Genomic DNA, 17,333 nt, shown 5'->3' with positions numbered 1-17,333 from the left:
AGGCATAAAAAACCCGGCGTTGAGGCCGGGTTTTTTATTCGCAGAATTTGACGCGATATCAGTCGATATCGTCAATCATCTCGCCACCGCCCTGAATACGATGGGCTAGCGCCGCTTCCATGAAAGGTGTTACCGCGCCGTCCAGCACTTCCTGCGGATTGGTGCTTTCAACGCCGGTGCGCAGATCTTTCACCAACTGGTATGGCTGCAGAACGTAGGACCGAATCTGATGCCCCCAGCCGATTTCGGTCTTGGTGGCATTGGCTGCGTCGGTCGCTTCTTCGCGCTTCTTCAGCTCTTCCTCGTACAAACGCGCGCGCAGCATGGACCATGCTTTTTCACGGTTCTTGTGCTGCGAACGTTCCGCCTGACACTGCACCACAATACCGGTCGCGATATGCGTGATACGCACAGCAGAGTCAGTCGTGTTGACGTGCTGTCCACCCGCACCCGATGCACGATAGGTATCGATGCGAACGTCAGCTTCCGTCACCTGCACATCGATGTTGTCATCGATGACGGGATAGACCCAGATGCTGGCGAAGGACGTATGGCGGCGGGCGTTGGAGTCATAAGGCGAGATGCGGACCAGACGATGAACGCCTGATTCGGTCTTCATCATGCCGTATGAGTTGTGTCCCTTGACGAGAATGGTCGCAGACTTGATGCCCGCTTCTTCGCCTTCGTGCACTTCCATCACCTCGACCTTGCGGCCGTTGCGTTCCGCCCAGCGCGTATACATGCGCAGCAGCATCGACGCCCAGTCCTGGCTTTCCGTACCGCCGGCACCGGCATGCACTTCGACATAGGTGTCGTTTGCATCGGCTTCGCCTGACAGAAGCATGTCGATTTGGCGACGATCAATCTCGACCTTGAGTTCGCGGATAGTCTTTTCCGCATCCTCGATGATCGACTTGTCGCCTTCCTCTTCGCCCATGGCAATGAGTTCGATACTGTCGTTCAATGTCTGGGTAAGCTGATTGATGCCGTTAATGCTGTCTTCCAGCTGCTGGCGCTCACGCATCAGCTTCTGGGCTTCCTGGGCATCATTCCAAAGTGTGGGATCTTCGGCTCTCTGATTGAGATAGCCGAGACGTTTTATCGCCTGATCCCAGTCAAAGATGCCTCCTCAGCAGGCTTATGGCCTGCTTGATTTCGTCAACCAGCGTCTCGATTTCCGCGCGCATGGGCAAATCGTTCCTTCAGTAATTCGTATTTCGGTGGGAAAACCAAGCCGAACGCAAAGCCCGGCTCGTCATTTCCAGCATCGGACAGTCTGTCCAAGCGCCGCGGACCATAGTGACGACGCCCCGCCGTGTAAAGGGAAAAGCCCTTTATTCCAATCAGTAAAGTCCGCCGGAACCGGAGCTGATCGCGCGCGTGGCCTGCGGGGATTGCGGTGCGACAGGCGAGCCTTCGCGGAACGAATCCATACCGATGACCGAATAGCTGTCAGACGGGCCTGTGCCCGGCTTGAATGCTTCCATGATGAGGTTCGGATCGCCCTCATTGGTGCGCATGCCGGTCTTGCGGTTGATCGCAATCAGCGTCATGCCTTCCGGCACGCGGAAGTCCACCTTGGGCGTTCCGGCCAGAGCCTGTTCCATGAACGACTTGAACACAGGCGCAGCAAGGCCACCACCGGTGCCGCCGCGTCCGAGCGATGTCGGCGTGTCGTAACCCATGAAGACGCCAACCACGAGGTCAGGCGTAAAGCCGACGAACCACGCATCCTTTTCGTCATTGGACGTGCCGGTCTTGCCAGCCAGCGGACGGTCAAGGCTTTTCAGAATCTGTGCCGTACCGCGCTGAACAACGCCTTCCATCATCGATGTGATCTGATAGGCGGTCATCGGATCCAGCACCTGATCGCGATTGTCGATCAGGGTCGGTTCTTCCTGATTGGCCCAATCCTGCGCATTGCAACCTTCGCACTGACGCGCATCATGCTTGAACACGGTCTTGCCGTAGCGGTCCTGAATGCGGTCGATCATCGACGGAGTGATGCTCTGGCCGCCATTGGCGATAACCGAATAGGCCGTCACCATGCGCAGCACGGTGGTTTCACCAGCACCGAGCGACATGGAGAGAACCGGCAGCATCTTGTCGTAAACGCCGAACCGTTCGGCATATTCAGCGACGAGCTTCATGCCCATATCCTGCGCCAGACGCACGGTCATGACGTTACGCGACTGCTCGATACCGTAGCGAAGCGTAGACGGACCGGCGAACTTGCCCGAATAGTTCTTCGGAGCCCAGACGCCGAGCGAGCCGCCCTGGTTAACTTCCAGCGGACCGTCGAGAACCACGGATGCCGGCGTATAACCATTATCGAGTGCTGCCGAATAGACGAACGGCTTGAACGACGAACCCGGCTGGCGATAGGCCTGCGTGGCGCGGTTGAATTCCGACTCCGCATAGGAGAAGCCGCCGACCATCGACAGAACGCGGCCCGTATGCGGGTCCATGGCGACAAGCGCGCCTTCAAGCTTCGGCGGCTGCTGCAACCGGTAACCGTTGCCTTCTTTCGCCACATAGATGATGTCGCCGGTGTTGAGCACACCCTCAGGCGACTTCGCGCTGCTGCGTTTTCCAGCAATATTGGTGACGCGCATTGCCCACTTCATGTCATCGGCAGAGATAAAGGCGCGCTTGCGTTCCTTGCTGCGCGATCCGGTCGCTTCGATTTGCGGTTGAAGGCCGATATCGGCGCCTGCTGCGGAAACATTGAGCACAATGGCGAGCTGCCATTCCGGAACATCCGAATAGGACTGCATGTCGCCAAAGGCCGTGCCCCAGTCATTGCCGAGTTCGACATTCTTCAGCGGACCGCGCCAGCCGCGCGCTTCATCATAGCGCAGCAGCGCTGATTGCAGCGACTTGCGCGCTTCGGCCTGCAAGGTCGGGTTCAGCGTCGTGCGGACGGACAGTCCACCTTCATAAAGGGCATCGACACCATATTTCTGAATGATCTGGCGACGCACTTCTTCAGTGAAATATTCCGATGCGAAGACGTAGTTTGTATCGCTGCGCGAAGTGACGCCGAGCGGCTGCTTCTTGGCGTCTTCCGCTTCCGCCGTCGTGATGTAGCCGTTTTCGGCCATACGATCGATCACCCAGTTGCGGCGCTCCAGAGCGCGAGCTGGCTGACGGAAGGGATGATAATTGTTCGGGCCTTTCGGGAGCGCAGCGAGGTATGCGCTTTCAGCGATGTTCAGCTCGCCAACCGACTTGTCGAAATAAGTCAGTGCTGCGCTGGCAATACCGTAAGAACCGAGGCCAAAGAAAATTTCATTCAGGTAAAGTTCGAGAATGCGATCCTTCGAATAGGCCTGCTCGATACGCATGGCCAGGATAGCTTCGCGAATCTTGCGGTCATAGGTCTGGGTCGAGGACAGCAGGAAGTTCTTCGCCACCTGCTGCGTGATAGTCGACGCGCCCATCGGACGACGACCTGAGCCCATATTCTTGACGTTGGTGAGAACAGCACGTGCCAGACCACCGAAATCGAGGCCATGATGCTCGTAGAAGGTCTTGTCTTCGGCGGAGATGAATGCAGCCTTGACCCGGTTCGGCACAGCCTGGATCGGCAGATACATACGGCGTTCGCGTGCGAATTCTGCCATCAGGCTACCATCCGACGCGTGAACGCGGGTCATCACCGGGGGCTCGTACTTCGCGAGCACCTCATAATCGGGCAAATCCTTGGAAAGGCTTCCCACGTAAAGGGCAACGCCGCCTGCCACCAGGAGCAACAGCACCGTTCCAATTCCGAAGAAATATCCGATAAGCCTTACCATATTCGCAGAATCCTGCCGTCAGATTAGTCCCATGATAAGCGTCAAAGCGCCAACCGCCAACCCACGAGCCTCGCAAGGTCTCATGATACTAAGGCTTAGTGACCACCAAATGCGTCAAACGCAAGATCGTTTGTCGGTTTTAACAGAATTAACGCCATTACGCTCGATCCCCGTACAAAAATACGACAAACTGTTGCATGCGTGCATCGTTATGGTGACCATCAACCTTTCGTTACAATAGCCGGTCGCCGTAATGTTTCGAACGACTTAATTGCTAATGCAAGACGGTCAGCTAATTTTTTGCGCCATTCCGGATTGCTTATCAGTTTTTCGTCTTCTGCATTGGACAGATAGCCTATCTCGATCAGCACCGAAGGCACGTCCGGCGCGCGCAGGACCTGAAACCCTGCGAAACGATGCGGGTTGTTGATGAGATTCACCTGCCCCTGCAAATGTGTGATCACTTTTTCCGCAAAGCTCAGCGAGAATGTATGGGTCTCGCGCCGCGTGAGATCGAGCAGGATATCGGCAACTTCCGGCATTTCATCCGGCGCAGCGCCCCCTAGATTGTCGGATTTGTTTTCACGCTCCGCCATTGCGCGCGCCACGGCATCCGATGCCTTGTCCGAAATGGTATAAACCGTCGCGCCGCGAATATCGTTTTGGTTGATCGTATCCGCATGGATGGAGATGAACAGATCGGCCTCATGCTGGCGCGCAATGCGAACACGTTCGGAAAGACGAAGATAGGTATCATCGTCACGGGTCATCAGGACCTGAATATTCTTTTCCTGCGCCAGCCGGTCACGCAATTCGATACCGAAGGCCAGCGTCAGGTCTTTTTCCTTGATGCCGCTCAGGCTCTCGGCACCGCTGTCGATGCCGCCATGCCCCGGATCAATCATCACCGTGAAGGGGCGAGGCTCGTTTTTGCCCGCGTCTGGAGCTGTCGTCGACTTGCGCTCGGTGGAACTGGTGATTTCAGAGCGCCCTTGCAGTTGCGCCGTGAATTCGCGGTCGGAAGTTGCGACAATATCCGCAACGAGACGATAGCCCGATGCGCTTTCATTTTTCAAAACGCGTAGGTCTTCAACCTTGAAGGGGCCGCGCAAGGTCAAAATGAGGCGCGAACGCCCCTTCCCGGCCAATCCATAGCGGACATGGGAAACAAGACCACGGGGTTCGACGCTCTTTTCGTCGAAACCGAAACGGGTTTCCGGCAGCTCAATCACCAGACGATGCGGATTGTCGAAGAGACGCGTGGTCAGCGTCGGCTCACGATCGAACATCACGACGATGCGGGTGCGCAGATCATCGCCAGCCATGCGAAAGGTGAGTGCCGTGAGCGGTTTGTCGTTCTGCTCGGCTGCCAGAGCGGCACCGATGTGAAAGAGACCAACAAAGAAAAACATTGCAAGCGCGAGCCATTGCCGCACGCCCGAAGAGATTGTCGTTGCTTTTTCACCGTTTCGAAAATGCATTCGCCACACGATCGACTAAAATTGAATTGGTGACACCAAATAGCGATGCCAGCGCGTTTTATGTGCGCCTCAATGCGCGATTGTCCATCCGACCCGCTGCACGCAACTCTTCAAACTGTCGTACAGAACTACGGTTAACGAAGGATTTCCAGCCGCAATTGAGCCGCGAATATCACCTACACTCGGGTTACGACGAAATTGCGATGCGGATGTCAACTGATATTCGTACTTGTCATCATGCATCCGACGCCATAAAAGCTAATGCAGGTTACGGGTTAGCTGTCAGAATCGTTTGCCGGTTTTTGAATATGACCGGAGAGAACGAGAGCGAGAACAGTGGTTTATGCGCTCACAGTCCCGGTAGCCGGAACAGAATTCAGTGGAGATGTGGCTCCCCCGCCCTCCACTTTTGATTGGTCGATTGCGCATTGTTACGCGCTGTCGCCACCGCATCGAGCTTAAAGCCGGGTCTGGCTTCAGGATAGAACGGTGCGTGGATTTGAGAATTTAAGGTGTCCTTGTGCGCCCAGATGGACGCACGGCGCTTTAACGCTCGAGAAGAGCAACGAAATCGGCCCGGTCTCCGGGTCATATATTGAGGTCGTTTCGTTCGGAACAGCTATGGGTCTAGTAAGACTGACCATTGCAAGCCTGAAGACCGTGATCGCCACGAGGCCGTCGCGCGTACAGGCAACAGCTTATGTTCCGGCGAACCCAGAACCATCCGGCAGATGCAATACGGTTAGGTCGGCAGCCTTCAGGGCTTCGTCCGGCGCACGTGTTTTGCGTCTTCGCGCCGGCAGGAAAGACAATAATGTCCAACAAAATGCTCATCGATGCCTCCCACCCGGAGGAAACCCGCGTCATCGTCACGCGCGGCAACAAGATTGAAGAATTCGACTTCGAGTCGGAACACAAGAAGCAGCTGAAAGGCAATATTTACCTCGCGCGGGTCACGCGCGTCGAACCTTCGCTTCAGGCTGCGTTTGTGGAATATGGCGGCAACCGTCATGGTTTCCTCGCCTTTTCGGAAATCCATCCCGATTATTATCAGATTCCGGTCGCCGACCGTCTGGCTCTGCTCGAAGCGGAAGCCAAGGCGCAGCGCGCCGAAGACGACGATGACGACGAGCCGCGCGCCAAGAGCGAACGGTCTGGCGAGCGCTCGGGTGAACGGTCGAACGACCGCTCGCGTCGTAATCGCCGCCGCGGCGGTCGCGACAACCAGAACAAGGCGCAGGCCAGCACCTCGGATAACGGCCTGCCTGCAGCAGAGCCTGTCGGCCCTGGCTTCGCAAACTATGTGCCGGGAACGCCCGCAAGCGCCCTGTCGCATAAGGGCGACGTGATTTCCGAAGCCGTCGACAATGGCGACGAAGACGATATCGAACATGAAGAAGACATGGTCGAATCGGTCGGTTCGGAAGATGCGCTGGAAGAACTGCCGACGCATACCCGCACCCATCGCCGCCAATACAACATTCAGGAAGTGATCAAGCGCCGCCAGATTCTGCTGGTGCAGGTGGTCAAGGAAGAGCGCGGCAACAAGGGCGCAGCTCTCACCACCTATCTGTCGCTGGCCGGTCGCTATTCGGTTTTGATGCCGAACACCGCGCGTGGCGGCGGCATTTCGCGCAAAATCACCCAGCCACAGGACCGCAAGCGCCTGAAGGAAATCGTCAAGGAACTCGAAGTGCCGCAGGGCATGGGCGTGATCCTGCGTACCGCTGGCGCCAATCGCACCAAGGCGGAAGTCAAGCGCGACTACGAATATCTGATGCGCCTTTGGGAAAATGTCCGCACGCTGACCTTGCAGTCGACGGCGCCTTCCCTCGTCTATGAAGAAGGCAGCCTGATCAAGCGCTCGATCCGCGACCTTTATAACAAGGACATCACGGAAATCCTCGTTTCCGGCGAGAACGGCTATCGCGAGGCCAAGGATTTCATGCGCATGCTCATGCCGAGCCATGCCAAGGTGGTTCAGCCATACCGCGAACAGGTGCCGATCTTCACCCGCAATGGCGTCGAAGCCCAGCTCGACCGCATGCTGTTGCCGCAGGTGACGTTGAAATCGGGTGGCTATCTGATCATCAACCAGACGGAAGCGCTGGTTGCCATCGACGTCAACTCCGGTCGTTCGACACGCGAACATTCCATCGAAGACACCGCGCTCCAGACCAATCTGGAGGCAGCCGAGGAAGTGGCGCGCCAGCTGCGTCTGCGCGACCTTGCCGGTTTGATCGTCGTCGACTTCATCGACATGGAAGAAAAGCGCAATAACCGCGCTGTCGAAAAGAAGATGAAGGACTGCCTGAAGGACGACCGCGCCCGCATTCAGGTTGGTCGTATCTCGCATTTCGGCCTTCTTGAAATGTCGCGCCAGCGCATCCGTGCATCCGTGCTCGAAAGCACGATGCAGGTCTGCCAGCATTGCGGCGGCACCGGACATGTCCGCTCAGATTCTTCGATGGCGCTGCACATCATTCGCGGCATCGAAGATTATCTGCTGCGCCATTCAGGCTTTGACATCAATGTTCGCACGCCAGCGGCTTCGGCCCTTTATGTGCTGAACCACAAGCGTCAGTTGCTTGCCGATCTCGAGGGCCGTTTCGGCGTTGCCATCAGCATCGACGCCGACGAAAGTGTCGGTCACCAGCATTTCGCTATCGACAAGGGCGCGCCGTCCACCCGTCCGGTGACGCAGCCGCCTGTCCAGCCGATGGCTTATATTGAAGACGACTTCGAAGATCCTGAAATTCCGGTTGAGGAAGACGAGGAAGAAGAAGACGTCAAGGCCGAAGCACCGGCCCGTGAAGAACGCAGCGAAGAAGGCGATCGCAAGCGTCGCCGTCGTCGCCGTCGTCGTGGCGGAAAGGATCGCGATAGCCGCGAACAGACCGCTCAGGACGATGCTGCTTCTGATGAAGCGGATGACGATGCGGAAGATGGCGACGAGGCTTCTGAAGCCCGTTCGGATGCCGCATTGAGCGACGATGATCGCCGCAAGAAGCGTCGTCGTGGCCGTCGTGGCGGACGCAAGAACCGTCGTGAAGACGAAGTGCGCGGTCGCAAGGTTCCGGATCCGGAATTCGTCGGCTACACGCCTGTTCTGCCTGTGAAGGTCGAAGCCGCTATTGAAGCCGCCACTGCCGAAGTCGTGGCTGCCAAGGCCGAAATCGTTGAGGTTGTGGAAGCAGTTGCCGTCGCAACGGAAGCTGCCGAAGCCCCGGTTGAAGCTGAAAAGCCAGCGAAGACTGTCCGCAAGCCGCGTGCCCGCAAGTCTGCAAAAACTGAGGAAGCTGCAGAAGAAGTTGTGGCAGCGGAGGTTGAAGAAGCGCCAGCCAAGCCAGCCCGGAAGAACACCCGGTCTCGCAAAAAGGCTGATGACGCTGCAACCGAACCGGAAGCCGTAGAAGCGCCTGAAGCTGTCGAAGCTGAAAAGCCGAAGCGCCGCACGCGTAAGGCAGCGGCCAAGCCCGTTGCCGAGGTCGAAGAAGCTGTTGCCGTTGAGGCTGAAGCCGAAGTGGCTGTGATCGAAGAACCGGCCAAGCAGACCGAACCTGTCGTCACGTCGAGCGATAGCGACGAGCAGAAGCCGAAGCGCGGCGGCTGGTGGCAAAAGAAGGGTTTCTTCTAAGCCCTGCCCAATTGCACAAATAAAAAACCGGCGGAAACGCCGGTTTTTTTGTTGGTCCGCTTAATCAGGCTGACTGTTGCGGAAGCCAGTCTTCCAGACGGCGAACAGCCTCCTGCATCTCCTCGACTTTTCCAGCATAGGAAAAGCGCATGGTGCGGTGGCCATCCAGCGGGTCAAAATCACGGCCCGGCGTTGCAGCGATATTGATCTCTGCAATCATCTTGCGTGCGAATTCCATGCTATCGTTGGTGAAGCGCGAAACATCGCAATAGGCGTAGAACGCGCCATCCATAGGTGCTGCCAGTTTCAGGCCCATGCGTGGCAGATGTTCAAGCAGGATTGCGCGGTTCTGACGATAGCGATCCTTGATCCGTTCCAGCTCGGCTGTGGCCTGGAAAGCCTCGATGGCCGCACGCTGCGAAAGTTCGGGCGCGGAAATATAAAGGCTTTGGCTCAGCCGTTCGATGGCGCGAACATCGCCCTCCGGCAAAACCATCCAGCCGATGCGCCAACCCGTCATGCAATAATATTTCGAGAAGGAATTGATGATCGTGACATCATCGGCGATTTCGAGCGCCGTCACATCATCGGTTTCATAGGAAAGCCGGTGATAGATTTCGTCCGAAATCACGCGAATACCGAGCGAACGGGCCGTATCGATGATCGCCTTCAGTTCAGGCTTGGCAATCACTGCGCCCGTTGGATTGGCCGGGCTTGCAAACAGTACACCCTTCAATGGCTTTTCGGCGTGGGCAGCGGCCAACGCATCGGCAGTCAGAGCCGCCGACGTGCCGTTTCCTGTTGGTATTTCCACCACTTCCAGCCCAAGCGCCGTCAGAATATTGCGATAGGCCGGATAGCCGGGGCGCGTGATCGCCACGCGGTCCCCCGGATCGAAATAGACCACGAAAGCCAGATTGAAGGCTGCCGAAGAACCAGTCGTCACGGCTATTCGATCCGCCGAAACGGACACGCCGTAATGATCGGCATAATGCGCGGCAATTGCCTCACGCAGTTCAACCAGCCCAAGAGCGTCGGTATAGCCAATGCGTCCGTCTTTCAGTGCCTGCTCGGCCGCCTGTCGCACGATCTGCGGCGCCGGATCTGCGGGCTGGCCCACTGCCATGGAAATAATCGGATGGCCTGCGGCGCGGCGGCGGTTTGCCTCTGCCAGAACATCCATGGCGTGAAATGGCTCTACCGCACTGCGACTTGAAAGACTGATCAACTTTACCTCCAGAACACTGCAAGCGCCCCACTGGAGCGCCGCATGGACAGAACATATTATCACCGCCGTATAAACGCCGGATTGGTAAAGCAACAGCGCTTTTAGGAAATTGGGTGCAATGTTCTGGATGATTGCTTGTAAAGGACGCCTGTAGCGCGGCCTTCACGCGCATTGGGGTCTAAAGGTTGATGGCAACAATATCGGAATTGACCCGATGTGAAAGTCGGCAGAGATTGCACTGCCAATATCCGGCTTTTTAAGATCATGCTGCCTTGTCCATATGCCGTTTAAATTGCAACCAGACGGCTATAAGGTCCTGAACTGGAACCCTTTTGCCGATACGATAAGCGAACCACTGCGAGATTCGCGGAAACTAAGAGGAGGACGACGACCATTATGGCAGCATTGATCGCGCCGTTCCCGACCGGGACCTTATCCTTTGGAAGATTCTTTCGCCGTTCCGTGGCGGCACTTTCGGCCCTTGCCGTGGCGGTTACGGGCGTTATCCCCGCCTCCGCCCAGTCGCGCGGCGTACCAATTGTGCGCGACGCGGAAATCGAGGCGCTGGTCGCAGATTATGCAGCACCGATCCTGAAGGCCGCTGGTCTTTCCAGCCGTGGCGTGCGCGTCATCCTTGTCAATTCGCAAAGCTTCAACGCTTTCGTCGATGGTCGACGCATTTTCATCAACACGGGCGCCATCATGCAGGCCGATACGCCCAATGAGATCATCGGCGTGATCGCGCATGAGGCGGGCCATCTGGCAGGCGGGCATCAGGATCGCCTGCGTGAACAGTTGAGCCGTGCGCGGACCATGGCGGTGATCGGCATGCTGCTTGGCGTGGGTGCCGGTGTTGCAGGCGCGGCAGCCGGCAGTGGTTCAGCAGCCGGTGCCGGTGGCGGCATCGCACTCGGCAGCGCCGAAATGGCGATGCGCAGTTTGCTCAGCTATCAGCGCACCGAGGAAATGACTGCCGACCGTATGGCGGTCAACTATCTCAACGCGACCGGGCAATCATCCAAGGGCATGTTGGACACGTTCCAGCGTTTTGCCTCCGCCCTCTCCTTGTCGGGCACGCAGATCGATCAATATCGCATCAGCCATCCGCTTCCACGCGAACGTATCGCCAATCTGGAAGAACTGGCCAGGAAGAGCCCTAATTTCAATAAGACGGATTCGCCTGCCCTGCAATTGCGCCATGATATGGCGCGCGCCAAGATCGCTGCCTATTCGGGCAATATGGGTGAGTTGCAGCGTATGTTCCGGGGCAATCCAGGCGGACTTCCCGCGCGCTATGGCAGTGCGATCACCACCTATCTGAACGGCTCGGCGCGTTCTGCCCAGCCAAAATTCGATGCCCTGATCAAGGAACAGCCAAAGAATCCTTATTTCTACGAAATGCGTGGCGAGGTTCTCATCAAGGCGAATGATGCTGCAGGCGCCGCAAAGGCTTTCCAGACTGCCGTATCGCTCGATCCGCGAAAATCTCCGCTGCTGCGTATGAGCTATGGGCGTGCACTCATGCTGACGGGCACAAAGGCAAACATGCCGACGGCAATCAAGGAGATCAAAGCAGGCATCGCTTCCGATCCGGAATTCCCGGGCGGCTATGGATATCTCGCGCAAGCCTATGGCCAACAGGGCAACATGGGTCTCGCAGACCTTGCGACTGCCGACATGAACTTCTATTCGGGCAAACTTCAGGATGCCCAGATATTCGCGATCCGCGCACAGAAGCAACTGAAATCCGGAACCCCCGACTGGTTGCGCGCGCAGGACATTATCAGTACGAAGAAAAGCAAATAACGCCCGGCATCAGCCTTCCAGATCGACCAGGGCGTATTTTTAAACGGATTGGAATTTCACGATGAAGAATGCAGTTTCCATCACGCTGGCGAGCGGCATTGTCGGTTTGGCCGCGCTGGCTCTTGGTTATGGCGCAGGTCTGTCGCGCCATCCGGCTGCGCCGGTCGCAGCCGCAACGACGGCTGAAGCACCGCTGAACCAGCAGGCTATTGAAAATGTGGTGCGTAACTATCTTCTCCAGAATCCTGAACTGATGCTGGAAGTGCAGAGCGCGCTGGAAACCAAGCAGGCGCATGAAGCCCAGGAACAGGTCAAAAAGGTTCTGACCGCCAATCAGAGCGCACTTTACAATCCACAGCATGACGCCGTTTTCGGCAATCCGAACGGCGATGTGACCGTTTACGAATTCTTCGATTACAATTGCGGCTATTGCAAACGCGCCCTGCCCGACATGCAGGCCATCCTGAAAAACGATCCGAATGTTCGTTTTGTCATGAAGGAATTCCCGATCCTCGGCCCGGATTCGGTGAAGGCGCATATCGTTGCGCAGGCCTTCAAGGCGCTGATGCCGGAAAAATATGCCGAGTTTCATAGTGTCCTGCTCGGCGCACAGGAACGCGCCACAGAAGCATCCGCCATTGCAGATGCCGTCAAGCTTGGCGCTGACGAAGCCGCACTTCGTGAAAAGATGAAGGACCCGGCGATCACAGGCGCTTTCCAGGACACTTATCAGCTGGCAACGCAGCTCAACATCACCGGCACGCCGTCCTATATCATCGGCAACGAGCTGGTGCCGGGCGCCATCGGCGCCGACGGTCTTATCGAGAGAATCGCCGCCGCACGCACTGCCGCCAAGAAGTGAAAATGACACCCTGTGCCCGATAGGCTTTCTTGACTGAAAGCCTATCGGGCACAGACTTATCAAAAACCGGTGATTACCGGCGCTTGAAGAAAAAATGCCGCAATGCCGGTGCATCTCGCAAAGAATAGCGGGAAAAACCGGTCAGGCATAACATCTGCACTGAATTATAGGGTTTCGGCTTGCATCCAAGCTCTCTATATGGAAAGCGAAGTGTTACTAAATTTTCGTGGTAACACGATATCGGTTGCAAAGGATTTGGCGCGGACACAAATGACAAAGACGGTTTTTGTTCTAAACGGTCCCAATCTCAATCTTCTGGGAAAGCGTGAACCGGGAATTTATGGCGTTGCGACGCTCGCCGACATTGAAGCGGCCTGCAAGCGCGAAGCCGGTTCTCTTGATCTCGAAGTTGATTTTCGCCAGTCCAACTATGAAGGCGATCTGGTCACCTGGATTCAGGAAGCGGGCGAGAAAGACGCCTATGTCCTGATCAATCCGGCAGCCTACAGCCACACTTCAATTGCCATTCACGACGCGATCCGCTCAGCGAAGGTCACGGTTGTGGAAGTGCATCTTTCGAACATTCATACGCGTGAGGCTTTCCGGCATCACTCTTATGTATCCGCAGTCGCCAAAGGCGTCATTTGCGGCTTTGGCGCGGAAGGGTATCTGCTCGGCCTACGCGCGCTCGCGGCAATTGCCAAAGAACAAGAACACAACGGGCAAAGCGTAAAAGGGGCCTGATATGTCCAGCAAAAACACTGTCATCGACAAAGAAACCATCCGCGATCTGGCGGATATCCTCAACGATACCGACCTCACCGATATCGAAATCGAACATGGCGATTTGCGCATCCGCGTTTCGCGCAATGTAACGGTTCAGGCCGCAGCGACCGTCTATCCGGCCGCAGCACCGGTCGCAGCAGCAGCACCTGCCGCCGCCGCTCCGGCAGCAGCCGAGCCGACCAAAGCTGAACTGGCAAAGAACGCCGTTCTGTCGCCGATGGTTGGCACCGCATATCTTGCTCCGGCACCGGGCGCACGCAACTTCATCGAAGTCGGCACGCAGGTGAAGGAAGGCCAGACCCTCCTCATCATCGAAGCCATGAAGACCATGAACCAGATCCCCGCCCCGCGCGCTGGTACGGTCAAGGCTATTCTGATCGAGGACGCCCAGCCGGTTGAATACAACGAACCTCTCGTCGTGATCGAATAAGCGTCGTTCAACCCTTGTTTGACGCGTCTTCACTTCACGAAACGGGAACTGGCAGCAAGCGCATGTTTCAAAAGATCCTCATAGCCAATCGTGGCGAAATCGCTCTTCGCGTGCTCAGAGCCTGTAAGGAACTGGGCATCAAGACGGTCGCCGTTCACTCCACGGCAGATGCCGACGCGATGCATGTCCGTCTGGCAGATGAAAGTGTTTGTATCGGCCCGCCGCCATCGCGCGACAGCTATCTGAACATTCATCAGATCGTTGCTGCCTGCGAGATCACCGGCGCCGACGCGATCCATCCGGGCTACGGCTTCCTGTCCGAGAACGCCAAGTTCGCGGAAATTCTCGAAGCACACAACATCACCTTCATCGGCCCCACCGCCTCCCATATCCGCATCATGGGTGACAAGATCGAAGCCAAGCGCACAGCCAAGCGCCTCGGCATTCCGGTCGTTCCCGGTTCGGATGGCGGCATCACCGACGATGTTGAAGCGGCACGCGTGGCGAAGGAAATCGGCTTCCCGGTCATCATCAAGGCTTCGGCCGGTGGTGGCGGTCGCGGCATGAAAGTGGCGCGCACTGAGGAAGACCTGTCGATTGCTCTTGCAACCGCACGTTCTGAAGCAGCTGCCGCTTTCGGTGATGATGCCGTTTATATCGAGAAGTATCTCGAAAAGCCGCGTCACATCGAAGTTCAGGTCATGGGCGACGGTGCGGGCAACGCGATCCATCTGGGCGAACGCGACTGCTCCTTGCAGCGCCGTCACCAGAAGGTCTGGGAAGAAGCCAACTCTCCGGCTCTCAACGCGGAAGCACGGGACAAGATTGGCATGATCTGCGCCAACGCCGTTGCTGAGCTTGGCTATCGCGGCGCAGGCACGATCGAATTCCTCTATGAAAACGGCGAGTTCTATTTCATTGAAATGAACACCCGTCTGCAGGTGGAACATCCGGTCACGGAAGCCATCACCGGCATCGATCTCGTGCATGAGCAGATTCGCGTTGCTGCGGGTCTCGGCCTTTCGGTGAAGCAGAAGGACGTGCGTTTCTCTGGCCACGCCATTGAATGCCGCATCAATGCGGAAGACCCGCGTAACTTCACGCCGTCACCGGGGCTCATCACCCACTACCATACGCCCGGTGGCCTCGGTATCCGTGTGGATTCCGGCGTTTATTCCGGCTACCGCATTCCACCATATTACGACAGCCTCATCGGCAAGCTCATCGTGCACGGACGCAACCGCGTTGAATGCATGATGCGTCTGCGTCGCGCGCTGGATGAATTTGTGGTGGATGGCGTCAAGACGACCCTGCCCCTGTTCCAGGAGCTGATCGGAAATCAGGACATCGCCAATGGTGCCTATGATATCCACTGGCTGGAAAAATATCTGGCCAGCCAGTCCGAGAGCGAAGGCGCTTAAATAAGTGACAGCAGGAGCAAAACCGGACGACTATACAATCGAACCGGAATTGCTCCTGCGCGCTTACGCCACCGGGGTTTTCCCGATGGCCGAAGAGGCGGATGATCCAGAGGTCTTCTGGGTACGCCCTGAAAAACGCGGTGTCATACCGCTGGATGGATTTCATATCCCCCGCAGCCTGCAAAAGACCATTCGGCAGGGCATTTTCGATATCAGGCTCGACAGCGATTTCGAGGGCGTCATCGACGGATGTGCCAGTGGCGCCGGCGAACGCGCGCGCACATGGATCAATGGTCCAATCCGCGAAGCTTATGGCAAACTGTTTGAAATCGGACATTGCCATACGGTCGAGGCATGGCACGAGGGCAAGCTGGTCGGCGGCCTTTATGGCGTAACGCTCGGCAGAGCCTTTTTCGGCGAGAGCATGTTCACGCGCAAGCGCGATGCTTCAAAAGTCTGTCTCGCTTTTCTGGTGCAGCATCTCGTCAAACAAGGCTTCCTGCTGCTCGATACCCAATTCACCACGCCGCATCTAGAGCGGTTCGGTGCAATCGAAGTTCCCCGCAAGAAATACGAAAAAATTCTTGAGCAAGCCCTTGAGAGCATTGCCCGTTTCTAACTTGACCGGAAAAAGTTGGAATCAGTTCTGCTGTGCAGCCGGTGCCGGAACGTCGGACTTCTGCTTGCAGTCTTTCAGCCACACGTCATAGATCGGATGCTCAACAGCGTTGAGACCCGGGCTGTCAGCAAACATCCAGCCGGTGAAGATACGGCGAATCTTGCGATCCAGCGTAATTTCCTCAACCTCGACAAAACTGTCGGTGCGCGGCGCTTCATTCTCAGTGCGGGAATAGCAAACCTTCGGCGTCACCTGCAGCGCGCCGAACTGAACCGTCTCGTTGATATAGACGTCAAAAGTCGTGATGCGGCCCGTGATCTTGTCCAGTCCCGAAAACTCCGCGACCGGATTGGAAACACGTTCTGCCTGAGCTGCATGCAAGCTGCCTACAGCCGCAAAAAGCGAAATCAGGGCCACATGTGCAGCCTTCTTGATTTTGTCTTTTCCGTTGCCAGCTGTGCCGGGGGAATGCTTCGTCAAAACGGAAACCCGCATCAAAGATTGATCAAATGAACTGGAATCGTTCCTAGGCTCGAAATGTGACGATTCGTTGCCCTGCTGCAAGCTGCAATGGCCGGAACAGACCTTCGCCACCCGTCTATCCCGGCCTTTTAAGTCGAAACAGCCAAAACATGGCGGGAAATAAGAAAATCCGGCGTGAAAATCACGCCGGATTGTAAACTTGTTCAATCTCAGTTGCCCGGTGTCCAGGCATCATATTCGCCCGTCACGCGCGGACGTTCGGCCTGTTCCGTACCCGGACGGGCAATCGAGCCCTTGGGACGATAAGCCAGCGGCGAACCCGTCAGGTTCTGCAAATGCGGCTTCTGCCAGTCGCGTGGCTTGTAGTCTTCCTTGCTTGGCGGCGTATCGACGCGATGATGCATCCAGCCGTGCCAGCCTGCGGGAATTGCGCTCGCTTCCGCATAGCCATTGAAAATGACCCAGCGACGTGTGCGACCTTCGGAGTCCTTGCCACCCTGATAGTAGATGTTGCCGAACTCGTCTTCACCGACGCGCTCGCCTTTGCGCCATGTGTGCAAACGTGTGCCGAGCGTCTGACCATTCCACCAGGTGAAGACTTGCGTAAGAAATTTCATCATGGCCTTTTCCAGATCCATCATCATCGCGGACAGACGAAACTGTCGCTTTGTCCTTGCTTATGGCCCTATCGCCCGATCAAGGCAAGGGTCAAGTTGCCGCTGTCACAAGAGTATGAAGAGGCTAAAACACGTCAGCTTTCGGCTTTTCGCTTGGGCAAGA

13 protein-coding genes and 1 pseudogene are annotated in these 17,333 nt (G+C 56.7%); 7 read left to right on the top strand and 7 right to left on the bottom strand.

Annotated features, from left to right (window positions below):
* Positions 1-58: 58 nt before the first annotated feature.
* From prfB to FGI60_RS09695, 4 genes and pseudogenes are all read right to left on the bottom strand, one after another.
* Positions 59-1,187, bottom strand: a protein-coding gene (prfB, locus tag FGI60_RS09710; protein ID WP_138785013.1) for a peptide chain release factor 2 whose coding sequence is annotated in 2 segments (ribosomal slippage) — positions 59-1,117 and positions 1,119-1,187 — 1,128 coding nt in all. Because the reading frame shifts where the segments join, the coding sequence is not laid out codon by codon here.
* Between the two features lie 156 nt (positions 1,188-1,343).
* Positions 1,344-3,800, bottom strand: a complete 2,457-nt coding sequence (locus FGI60_RS09705; RefSeq protein WP_138785012.1) for a penicillin-binding protein 1A — start codon at positions 3,798-3,800, stop codon at positions 1,344-1,346.
* 221 nt (positions 3,801-4,021) lie between these two features.
* Positions 4,022-5,281 carry an N-acetylmuramoyl-L-alanine amidase gene (locus FGI60_RS09700; protein WP_138785011.1) on the bottom strand — a complete coding sequence of 420 codons (1,260 nt, stop codon included), beginning with the start codon at positions 5,279-5,281 and terminating at the stop codon, positions 4,022-4,024.
* A gap of 632 nt (positions 5,282-5,913) precedes the next feature.
* Positions 5,914-6,093 (bottom strand): annotated as a pseudogene (locus tag FGI60_RS09695) (hypothetical protein); the annotation flags it as partial.
* A gap of 2 nt (positions 6,094-6,095) precedes the next feature.
* Between FGI60_RS09695 and FGI60_RS09690 the strand changes: the two are divergent.
* Positions 6,096-8,918 (top strand): Rne/Rng family ribonuclease, encoded by a 2,823-nt coding sequence (locus FGI60_RS09690; protein ID WP_138785010.1) that lies wholly within the window; start codon positions 6,096-6,098, stop codon positions 8,916-8,918.
* Between the two features lie 64 nt (positions 8,919-8,982).
* Here the strand turns inward: FGI60_RS09690 and FGI60_RS09685 are convergent, their stop codons facing one another.
* Positions 8,983-10,146 (bottom strand): pyridoxal phosphate-dependent aminotransferase, encoded by a 1,164-nt coding sequence (locus FGI60_RS09685; protein WP_138785009.1) that lies wholly within the window; start codon positions 10,144-10,146, stop codon positions 8,983-8,985.
* Positions 10,147-10,542: 396 nt separating this feature from the next.
* Between FGI60_RS09685 and FGI60_RS09680 the strand changes: the two genes are divergently transcribed.
* The 6 genes from FGI60_RS09680 (at position 10,543) to aat (ending at position 16,070) form a co-directional block, all read left to right on the top strand.
* A complete protein-coding gene (locus FGI60_RS09680) occupies positions 10,543-11,952 on the top strand; it encodes a M48 family metalloprotease (protein WP_138785008.1) in 1,410 nt (469 codons plus the stop codon).
* Between the two features lie 61 nt (positions 11,953-12,013).
* Positions 12,014-12,814, top strand: a complete 801-nt coding sequence (locus FGI60_RS09675; protein WP_138785007.1) for a DsbA family protein — start codon at positions 12,014-12,016, stop codon at positions 12,812-12,814.
* 270 nt (positions 12,815-13,084) lie between these two features.
* Positions 13,085-13,558 (top strand): type II 3-dehydroquinate dehydratase, encoded by a 474-nt coding sequence (gene aroQ / locus FGI60_RS09670; RefSeq protein ID WP_138785006.1) that lies wholly within the window; start codon positions 13,085-13,087, stop codon positions 13,556-13,558.
* A 1-nt stretch (position 13,559) separates the two neighbouring features.
* A complete protein-coding gene (gene accB / locus FGI60_RS09665; RefSeq protein WP_138785005.1) occupies positions 13,560-14,030 on the top strand; it encodes an acetyl-CoA carboxylase biotin carboxyl carrier protein in 471 nt (156 codons plus the stop codon).
* Positions 14,031-14,092: 62 nt separating this feature from the next.
* Positions 14,093-15,451: an acetyl-CoA carboxylase biotin carboxylase subunit gene (accC, locus tag FGI60_RS09660; RefSeq protein WP_138785004.1), complete on the top strand. Its 1,359-nt coding sequence runs from the start codon at positions 14,093-14,095 to the stop codon at positions 15,449-15,451.
* 49 nt (positions 15,452-15,500) lie between these two features.
* Positions 15,501-16,070, top strand: a complete 570-nt coding sequence (aat, locus tag FGI60_RS09655; protein ID WP_138785182.1) for a leucyl/phenylalanyl-tRNA--protein transferase — start codon at positions 15,501-15,503, stop codon at positions 16,068-16,070.
* Positions 16,071-16,091: 21 nt separating this feature from the next.
* On the opposite strand, the gene FGI60_RS09650 is transcribed toward aat, so the two are convergent.
* Together FGI60_RS09650 and FGI60_RS09645 are read right to left on the bottom strand one after the other, a co-directional pair.
* On the bottom strand, positions 16,092-16,565 hold the full coding sequence (locus FGI60_RS09650; RefSeq protein ID WP_078338511.1) for a DUF2155 domain-containing protein: 474 nt from the start codon (positions 16,563-16,565) through the stop codon (positions 16,092-16,094).
* A 197-nt stretch (positions 16,566-16,762) separates the two neighbouring features.
* Positions 16,763-17,173, bottom strand: a complete 411-nt coding sequence (locus FGI60_RS09645; RefSeq protein ID WP_078338649.1) for an NADH:ubiquinone oxidoreductase subunit NDUFA12 — start codon at positions 17,171-17,173, stop codon at positions 16,763-16,765.
* Positions 17,174-17,333: the final 160 nt, after the last annotated feature.

This window comes from Brucella haematophila (assembly GCF_005938105.1).
GTDB lineage: Bacteria > Pseudomonadota > Alphaproteobacteria > Rhizobiales > Rhizobiaceae > Brucella > Brucella haematophila.
The sequence above is the reverse complement of the archived record's forward strand: the minus strand, read 5'-3'. Positions and strand labels throughout refer to the sequence as shown.

Bases quoted from the DNA above. Each gene is read 5' to 3' on its own strand.
- FGI60_RS09645 (WP_078338649.1), bottom strand. From the start codon at position 17,173: ATGATGAAATTTCTTACGCAAGTCTTCACCTGGTGGAATGGTCAGACG.
- FGI60_RS09690 (WP_138785010.1), top strand. From the start codon at position 6,096: ATGTCCAACAAAATGCTCATCGATGCCTCCCACCCGGAGGAAACCCGC.
- accC (WP_138785004.1), top strand. From the start codon at position 14,093: ATGTTTCAAAAGATCCTCATAGCCAATCGTGGCGAAATCGCTCTTCGC.
- FGI60_RS09675 (WP_138785007.1), top strand. From the start codon at position 12,014: ATGAAGAATGCAGTTTCCATCACGCTGGCGAGCGGCATTGTCGGTTTG.
- FGI60_RS09700 (WP_138785011.1), bottom strand. From the start codon at position 5,281: ATGCATTTTCGAAACGGTGAAAAAGCAACGACAATCTCTTCGGGCGTG.
- FGI60_RS09680 (WP_138785008.1), top strand. From the start codon at position 10,543: ATGGCAGCATTGATCGCGCCGTTCCCGACCGGGACCTTATCCTTTGGA.
- aroQ (WP_138785006.1), top strand. From the start codon at position 13,085: ATGACAAAGACGGTTTTTGTTCTAAACGGTCCCAATCTCAATCTTCTG.
- FGI60_RS09705 (WP_138785012.1), bottom strand. From the start codon at position 3,800: ATGGTAAGGCTTATCGGATATTTCTTCGGAATTGGAACGGTGCTGTTG.
- FGI60_RS09650 (WP_078338511.1), bottom strand. From the start codon at position 16,565: ATGCGGGTTTCCGTTTTGACGAAGCATTCCCCCGGCACAGCTGGCAAC.
- accB (WP_138785005.1), top strand. From the start codon at position 13,560: ATGTCCAGCAAAAACACTGTCATCGACAAAGAAACCATCCGCGATCTG.